This window comes from Streptomyces nanshensis (assembly GCF_001751255.1).
Lineage (GTDB): Bacteria > Actinomycetota > Actinomycetes > Streptomycetales > Streptomycetaceae > Streptomyces > Streptomyces nanshensis_A.
Genome location: NZ_LJGW01000658.1, coordinates 1 through 5,071, shown reverse-complemented (window position 1 = coordinate 5,071; position 5,071 = coordinate 1). Strand labels below are relative to the sequence as shown.

The 5,071-nt window shown below is 74.0% G+C and carries 6 protein-coding genes; 3 read left to right on the top strand and 3 right to left on the bottom strand.

Annotated elements, in window-relative coordinates; translation table 11 throughout:
* Positions 1-746 (bottom strand): bifunctional DNA primase/polymerase (locus AN218_RS31080; protein ID WP_079132782.1); only part of this gene is annotated, 746 nt, incomplete at its 3' end.
* A 248-nt stretch (positions 747-994) separates the two neighbouring features.
* On the opposite strand from AN218_RS31080, the gene AN218_RS31075 reads away from it, so the two are divergent.
* Together AN218_RS31075 and ddaH are read left to right on the top strand one after the other, a co-directional pair.
* Complete coding sequence (locus tag AN218_RS31075) at positions 995-1,945, top strand: glycerophosphodiester phosphodiesterase (RefSeq protein ID WP_079132784.1); 951 nt, start codon at positions 995-997, stop codon at positions 1,943-1,945.
* A gap of 129 nt (positions 1,946-2,074) precedes the next feature.
* Entirely contained in the window at positions 2,075-2,857 is a 783-nt protein-coding gene (gene ddaH / locus AN218_RS31070; protein ID WP_070020366.1) for a dimethylargininase, read from the top strand.
* Between the two features lie 199 nt (positions 2,858-3,056).
* On the opposite strand, the gene AN218_RS31065 is transcribed toward ddaH, so the two are convergent.
* Entirely contained in the window at positions 3,057-3,539 is a 483-nt protein-coding gene (locus tag AN218_RS31065) for a DUF1453 domain-containing protein (protein ID WP_070020365.1), read from the bottom strand.
* Positions 3,540-3,617: 78 nt separating this feature from the next.
* Between AN218_RS31065 and AN218_RS31060 the strand changes: the two genes are divergently transcribed.
* The gene (locus AN218_RS31060; RefSeq protein ID WP_070020364.1) at positions 3,618-4,238 is read left to right on the top strand and encodes a TetR/AcrR family transcriptional regulator; all 621 of its coding nucleotides are present in this window, start codon (positions 3,618-3,620) and stop codon (positions 4,236-4,238) included.
* Positions 4,239-4,351: 113 nt separating this feature from the next.
* Here AN218_RS31060 and AN218_RS31055 read toward each other — a convergent pair.
* Positions 4,352-5,071, bottom strand: a 720-nt coding sequence (locus tag AN218_RS31055; protein WP_216311832.1) for a small ribosomal subunit Rsm22 family protein, incomplete at its 5' end; no start/stop codon positions are given.

The window sequence follows — 5,071 nt, the reverse complement described above, 5'->3', positions numbered from 1 at the left end:
CGGGGCGCCTGCGGCTCCTCCCCCGCCGCCGTCCCGGTCCCGCCGTCGGCACGGGCGTCCGTCCCGTCGTCCGCTCCGGCGCCCTCCGCCGCGCCGGCCGACTCCGGTGGGCGGATCCAGCGCACCTCGGCCCGCTCCCCCGTACCGGGCAGCGTCGCCGGCGGTACGAGGACATAGCTTCCGCGACAGTGCCAGCGCAGACCGGGATGCTCGTCCATCGTCTCGGGGCGGCAGTCCAGTTCGCAGGGCCACCACTCGTCCTCGTCCTCGGGGGTGCCGCGGGTGGCGGTGAAGAAGAGCATCCGCTCGCCCCCGGAGAGCGCCACGGGACCCAGGGGCACCCCTTCCGCCTCCAGCCGCTCCAGCGCTGCGCGGCCCGCCTCGGCGGGGACGTCGAGGACGTCGTGGACGCGTCCCGTGGCGGTGACGAAGTTGGCCTGCGGCTGGCTCAGCGCCCAGCGCTCGATCTGCGCCGGATCCGTGGTGGCCTGCGTCTGCCAGCCGAAGGAGACCGGGTGCCGCCCCGGGGTGGGACACCCGATGCGCACGCACGAGCAGCCGTAGCCCGAGGGGTGCGCGGCCGGTGCGAGCGGGAAGCCCGCCGCGGCGGCGGCCAGCAGCAGCCTCGTACGGGCGCGGTCGGCGTCGGCCTGTGCGGCGGCGCTCCGTGGCCGCGCCGTCCTCGCTCCGGGACCGCCGCGCACGATGTGCCGCAGCCACCGGCCGAACCTGCTCTCGCGTTCCATCTACCGCCTCACTCCGCGCCGTCCGCGTCCACGACCGTGGATTCTCCGAGGGTACGCAGCGGTGAGCGCACTCCGGGCCGAATCCCGGGATCACAACTGACCGGTCGTCATCCGGGCGGAAACGGCAAAGAAGCGGGCCCGAGGCGGCACGGGCGCACGCGCCCGCTCCTGCACACACCCGTCTGCCGCACCGGGCGGGCTCTGAGGGAGCCGGGAGGGCCGCACGCGCCTAGCGTGAGCCCATGGTCATGATCACGGTCAGGGCCGTACGGGCCGTGCGCGCCTGCCTGTTGCCGCTTCCGCTCCCGCTGTTCCGCGTCCCCTGCCGGCTGCCGCTTCCGCTGCTCGTCCTCGTACTCGCCGCGGCGGCGCTCGTACCGGGCTGCGCTCCGGCGAACCCGGCGCCCGCACGGCTGCGCGGCTCCGACGGGCCCCGGGCGGCGGGGCTCCCGAAGACGGTCAACGCCGCGCACCGCGGCGGCGCCTCGGAGGTGCCGGAGAACAGCATGGCCGGGCTGGTCTCCGCGTACCGGCACGGCTCCTCCGACGTGCTCGACCTCGACGTACAAACACTGCGCGACGGAACGCCCGTCGCGATGCACGACCGCACGCTCGACCGCACCACGGACCACACCGGGCCCGTCTCGCGACTGACGCTGCGCCAGTGGCGGCACGTACGGCTGCGGCCCGGGAAGGGCCTGCCGGGCGACTGGCCCGCGGAGCATCCGCCGACGGCCGCCGCGGTGCTCGACCGCCTCGGCGGGCACATCGTGCTGAACGTCGAGATCAAGGACGAACGCGCGCTGGCGCCCCTGGCGGAGATGATCCGCGCCCGCGGTCTGACCCGCTCGGTGTACGTGCAGTCCAACCGGATCCGGCCGGCCGTGAAGGCCCACCGCATGGGGCTGCTCACCTCCGTGTGGCGGTCGGTGGAGCAGGCCCGCCGGGACCGCCCCGAGCGCTGGCGCGGCACCGTCGACATGCTCAGCGTCGACCACCACGCACGCGACGCCGACATCCGCCGGGCCGTCGCCTCCGGCATCCCGCACGTGTGGTCGCACACGATCCGCACCCCCGCCGAACGCGACCGGGTGCTGCGGCTGGGCTGCGACGGCGTACTGACGGACGCGCCACGGCTGTTGGCCCGTACCCCACAGCGGGACAAGCCGGACGCGGCGGACGGCGAACGCGGCAGGTGAGCGCGCATTCCGCTCACATGGCGGCGCGAAGCGGCCCCCACAGCGCACCATGGGCGCAGCACAGTGCGCGTCGACCCCGTGAAGGAGCCTTCGTTGTACGGACCCCGCTACACCCAGCGCCGTTTTCTGATGTGCCCACCGGCACACTTCCGCGTGACCTACTCCATCAACCCCTGGATGGATCCCGAGAAGCCCGTGGACATCCCGCTGGCCGTCGCGCAGTGGGAGGAGCTGCGGGACCGCTACCGCGCGCTCGGTCACGTCGTCGAGGAGCTCGAACCGGTCCCCGGGCTGCCCGACATGGTGTACGCGGCGAACGGCGCGACGGTCGTCGACGGCCGTGTGCTCGGTGCGCGCTTCGCCCACCGCGAGCGCGCCGACGAGGCGGCGGCGCACCGCGACTGGTACCGGGCGAACGGCTTCACGGACGTGCAGGAGCCGGAGCACATCAACGAGGGCGAGGGCGACTTCGCGGTGACCGACACCTGGCTGCTGGCCGGGCGCGGCTTCCGCAGCAGCCCGCTCTCGCACGGCGAGGTGCAGGAGTTCTTCGGACGCCCCGTGATCGGGCTCGACCTCGTCGACCCGCGCTACTACCACCTGGACACGGCGCTGTGCGTGCTCGGCGGCGACGACGTCATGTACTACCCGCCGGCGTTCTCGCCGGGGAGCCGCGCGGTGCTCGCACGGCTCTTCCCGGACGCGCTCGTCGCCTCCGCGCAGGACGCCGAGGCGCTCGGTCTCAACGCGGTCAGCGACGGGCAGCACGTGATGCTGCCGCAGGCTGCGGTGGGGCTGCTGGAACCGCTGCGCGAGCGGGGTTACGAGCCCGTGCCCGTCGATCTGACGGAGTTGCTCAAGGGCGGCGGCAGCGTCAAGTGCGTGACCGCCGAGCTGCGTCCGGCGGCCTGAGCACAGACCGCCGGGAGCAGCGACGGGGGCGAGCCGCACCGTCCGGAACCGCGGATCCGGACGGTGCGTACGCGAGGTGCGCGAGGTGCGCGAGGTGCGTGACGTACGCGGTGCACACGATGCACGCGGCGCGCACGGCGCGCAGACATGACGGCGTACGCGACGGACCGGACCCGGAGGTGACCCGGACGGGATCCGGTCAGCGCCTCGCCCCCTGCGCGGCGAAGGGCAGCCCGGTGCCCATGCCGCGCACCGCCACGGCCAGCGCCTCACCCAGGTAACTGACGCCGATGGACAGGGTCGTCGGGCGGGCCTCCTCGTGCATGCCCGCCCGTACGGCGGCGTAGCCGAAGGCCGCCATGAGCGCGAAGGTGCCCAGCGCCGCCAGGAACGTCCTGCCGGTGTAGCGGTGCCAGGCCACGCCGTCGCGCTCGAAGACCTCGACGGTCCGTCCGCGTACCGCGCCCAGCGCCAGGCCGAGCACGGAGCCGGCCGCCACCCAACCGAAGTCTGTGGCCGTGAGGTGCCCGGACGCCTGCACCACGCTCCAGGCGCCGACGCCGGTGAGGATCACCGGGGCGCCCAACAGCTCGCGTGCGTCGAGCGGTTCGCCGCGCAGGCGCTTGACCACCACGGCCGCCACCAGCGCGACGATGAGCGCCGTCGTCATCCATCCGTTCATGCGGTCCGACCTCCCCGTTGTTTTCTGGCACGGTCGTGCCAGAAAATTATCGTAGCGCAGTCGTGCTATAAAAGTCGCATGCCGAAGATCGTGGACGCGGAGGAGCGGCGGCGGGCCGTGGCGGAGGCCGTCTTCGCCGTGGTCGGACGCCGGGGTCTGGAGGGCGCGTCACTGCGCAACGTCGCGAACGAGGCGGGGCTCGCGATCGGCTCCGTACGCCACTACTTCGGCGACCACGGCGAGTTGCTCGTCTTCGCCATGAAGGAGCTGAGCCGGCGCTTCGAGCACCGCGTGCTCGCCCACGTCGAACGGCTCGCGGAGTGCCGGGACGGCGAGGAGCGCCGGGAGGTGGCGGAGGCGATGCTCCAGGAGTTCCTGCCGCTGGATGCCACCCGGCGCGAAGAGGCAGCGGTGTGGTCGGCGTTCGTGACCGCGGCCCGTACGCGTCCCGAACTGCGGCCGCGCGCACGGGAAGTGCTGGAGGGCACCCGCGAGGTCATGACGCGCGTACTGGAGGGCGCACGGCGCACGGGTGCGCTCCGCAAGGGCCTCGACGTCGAGTTGGAGAGCGTCCGGCTGGCGGCGCTGCTCGACGGACTGACCGTCCAGGCCGTACAGGTGCCGGAGCTGCTGCCGCCGCGGCTGCTCCGCACGGTGCTGCGCACGCATCTGGACACGCTGACGGACGGCGGCTGGTGACACCGCACCGGTGGGCGGGCGGACGGCCACATGCCCGGCCGGTCAGAGGCCCGCTCTCAACACCCGCCAGCCGACCGGCAGTTGGGCGTCCGGGCAGTTAGGTGTCCGGGCGGTCAGACCTCCGGTGGCCAGACGTCGCCCCACTTCACATCACGCGCCGCGCGGTAGTCGGCGCCGTGCCGCTTGGTGACGGTCGCCGGGCGCAGCCCGTTCTCCGCCGTGCACAGCTCCAGCAGCACCTGGCCCTTGCGCTTCTGCGGTCTGCGGACGATGCGGCCCGCCGCGGGCCCGCCCGCCACCTCCGGGTACGCGGCCGCCACATAGCTGAACTTCTCGTCCTCGTACGGCAGTGAGCCGCCCTTGACCTGGCGGTGCAGGGAGGAGCGGCTGACCCGGGCCGCGAAGTGGCACCAGTCCTCGCCGGGGACCATCGGGCACGGCGCGCTGTGCGGGCAGGGCGCCAGAACGCGCAGCCCCGCCGCCACGAGCAGATCGCGGGCGGCGATCACACGGGCGTACCCCTCGGGCGTCCCGGGCTCGGTGACGACCACGGCCCGTCCGGCCCGCGCCGCGGCGCCGACCACCGCGGTCTGTTCCCGTTCGGGCAGTTCGCCCAGTACGTACGAGACGGTGACGAGGTCGGCGGCGGGCAGCTCCTCCCCGCCTCCCGTTCCCGTACCGCTTCCGCCGTGGCGGCCGTCCGGAGCGGCGCCGTCCGCTCCGGTCAGGGAGCGCACCGACCACTCGGCGGCGGGCGGCGCGAGGTCGACGGTGCACGCGCCCGCCAGTTCGCGCCCGAGCGCGAGCGCGGGCTCGGACCGGTCGAGCACGGT